Origin of the sequence: Alkalibacterium indicireducens, from assembly GCF_039522005.1 — a bacterium.
GTDB lineage: Bacteria > Bacillota > Bacilli > Lactobacillales > Carnobacteriaceae_A > Alkalibacterium > Alkalibacterium indicireducens.
Genome location: NZ_BAAADA010000097.1, coordinates 1 through 3,245 on the forward strand (window position 1 = coordinate 1; position 3,245 = coordinate 3,245).

Here is a 3,245-nt window from a genome sequence, read left to right on the forward strand (position 1 = left end):
TGTTTGATTTAGTTGATTAACCTTAAGCCGATAGGCTTTCCAAGGTTTGATCAGGGTGCGAAACTTGAGTAGATATTAATTTAACGAGCCTGTCTTTGTCAGTCAGTTTTTCCATTTTTTTCTCCTCCGATTGCTTCTAATTTTTCTAGTCGAACCCTAAAGACTTGTCCTGTTATCTTTCACTTTAAAGTGAACTTATTGTAGCCTATTTCATTTCTGCCGTCACGTTACATTTAATTTAAATGAAGATTTTATAAGCAGCACATCTAAAAAGTTTGAAATAAAAAAATAACCTGTAGAAGAATGGGATGGTCTCCTTCTACAGATTTAAAATATATATAAACTATTGCAGGCAGCAATGCTCAGCCCTTATTATTCTGAGCACCATGATTGAATAATAGTATCACAGCGTTAAGACAAATCCAGCCAATAATTACAGGCACTGGAACCACTCCTTGAAAATAATGAGTATTTAAGGGGACGTCCTGCATACTTCAGTATAGATAAGACAAGTCACATGACGTCGATAATCCCACCCTTGGTTTATCCTTATCTATTATACCCCTGACTGTAGCTAAATCAATCATTTATTTCTTCAGAATTTTGTGGTCGTAAATTGACTATAACAAGCTCCGGCCGATTATTGATACGCAGTGGAAATATACTGTTTCCTAGTCCCCTGCTGACAATCATCTGTGTTCCGTCTTCAACATACTGCCCACTGGTGTATTCAGGCAAAAACCCTTGCGATGGCGCAAAGAGCCCATTGATGAATGGCAGACGAATCTGCCCCCCATGCGCATGTCCGGTCAGAGCCAGATCCACATCTGCAGCCGCATAAACCGACATTAATTCAGCTCGATGTGAAAGGAGCAGATTGAACTCAGTCCCAGCTTCTTCAATCAGGTCTTCAATCCTCTCTTGTATCAGCAAATCTTCAGAGCCGGCTTCTATAATATCATCCAGAAACAGGAAAAGTGGGTCTTCGATTCCAATAAGCCCGATTTCCTGGCCTTCAATTTCCAGTCTTTCATATGAATTATCTAAATCAATAACGCCAATGCGATCGATTTCTCTCTGAAGCTCAGGGTACACGCCTGAAGCCATTTCATGATTACCAGTAACGAAATAGACTGGCGCTATTTCCAGCATCTCTTCCATCGCCTGAACGGCTACTGGAATATTGGTACGGTTTCTATCTATCACATCACCTGTCACTACAATAATGTCAGGATCCTGTTCTTCAAGCTCAGCCGTCAGTCGCCCGTTGAATTCTTTATTGTGCAGATCTGATACTTGTGCAATCTTATATCCTTCAAAGGATTCAGGAATGTTCTCGTGTTCAAAGTCGTATATAGACAGTTCAATTGCATTATTCTGATAATACAAGTAACCTGCTGTCATAATGATTAATAATAGAATGGTACTGTAACTTATAATCTTTTTAGAATTCAATGCTTGTGCTCCTTGGAATATGAGTATAGTGGCTTGTTTGATTCGATGAACGGGAAAAGCAGTAGTTATGATTTATACTATACTCCAATTCTCAACAAAAAAATAGAGTCATAATCTTACACTATTGTGATTATTCCATGAATGCCTCATAACTAGGTTTTATGAGGCATTCATGGAATAATTCCGGTGACGAACACCTCATAAAATGGATATATGAAACATTGGTAATAATTAAATCTGACGAATGCCCCATAACTTAAACTTATGAGGCATTCAGCCTTCTTTTGAGAAACTAAGACAAACAGATTAGTCTTTTTTTACTATTCACTCCTTGTATATAAAAAGACACCGGAACGGTGTCTTTTCTAATCACCTTTATTATCCTTTGTACTTCAAATTCTCAGGCCAGAATTCGGTCACTTCCTGATCGCTTTCGCCCCTACTTAGAAAGGCATCTTTTCCGGACCCCTTGTCTGAATCGACTTCAAGTATCCCTTCTTCATATAGTTCTTCGACATTCTATATGATTTCTCCGTTTGGTAATTATCCAAAGACAATGTTAACTGGCACCGCTTTTTGTTTCTATTTAGGCTTGAGTCTATCCAGGTTACTTTCGTAGAAATCGAGGATTGGACCAGGCATGTCTCTAACTTCACCACTCCAAGGGAACATACTGACCGGTCCTGGGCTGAATTCAACTTCTGTCACTACATGGTTCTCAGGAGTCGGGGCTTCAGTAATGTCTTCCAGTATCATATCAACGCCTGCATAGTTAAGTCCTGGTATAGCTTTGACTGCCTGAAGAGCCAATTTCTCAAATTCAGGATGAACAGTATCTGTAAAATCGATCCCTTCCCCTCCACTTGAAATATTCGATTCATCTCTCAGGATGACTTTTTCATCAGGTTCGGGAATGGTATCGAGCGAACGTCCTTCTCTGGTCAGATGAGTCAGTTTCTCGATATCAGTTGGAATAAGAAAGTTCTTAAGATCACGGTCTTTTAACCGCTCCTTGTTTTTAGCTTCGATCAGTTCGAGAACCGTATGCGTGCCGTCACCTACTACATTAGCCCGTGCGCGCTGGCTGGTCGCGATGACTCTACCATCAACCACAACGTATCTGAAGTCCTCACCAATAAAATGCTTCTCTACATGAACGGATGTCTGGTTGTCATCTACAATATTTTCAAGTTTACTTAACGCTTCTTTCAGTTCTGATTTACTGGAAAGGTTCATAAAGACACCTTGACCGCGTGCCAGTCCGTTTGGTTTCAATACGACCGGGTAACTGATGGACTCAGCAAATGAAACAATCTCTTCCTGTTTACTTATTGGCAGGTAAGTCGATTGAGGCACAGCGAGTCCAGCCGCTTTAAGAAGTGTACGGGTAACATGCTTGTCATCCACAACAGTGTTTAAGGCTGCGGATGATAATGGGCCGTTCATATCCTTGAATAATACAACTATTCCCTGAATCGATATTAGAGTAGTATCAAAGGTTAGGCGTTTTACCTCGTAGCCCCGACGACGAGCTTCTTCTTCCATCAGTCTGGATTTCAATCCTTCTCTTCGCTCGAATTCTGACATATCATCTTCTGATATGATATCTATTTTACTGATTTCTTCCTGCATTTATTGATCCTCCCCATGAACTTCATTCATACTTTTATTATATTATCAGTGTATCACGGGGTTAGGTTAAACCAGTTAGTGAACTACCCACCACTTAAATCCTCCGGATTTTGAAGTGGGGGCTTCCTACGAACTCCATTCTTGTCTGCACAGGTTTC

2 protein-coding genes are annotated in these 3,245 nt (G+C 40.3%); both read right to left on the minus strand.

What is annotated here, in order from left to right; genetic code table 11:
- Positions 1–579 precede the first annotated feature (579 nt).
- Positions 580–1,455, minus strand: a complete 876-nt coding sequence (locus ABFX15_RS06030; RefSeq protein ID WP_346024573.1) for a metallophosphoesterase — start codon at positions 1,453–1,455, stop codon at positions 580–582.
- Between the two features lie 582 nt (positions 1,456–2,037).
- Entirely contained in the window at positions 2,038–3,087 is a 1,050-nt protein-coding gene (locus ABFX15_RS06035; protein WP_346024574.1) for an ATP-binding protein, read from the minus strand.
- Between the last annotated feature and the right edge of the window lie 158 nt (positions 3,088–3,245).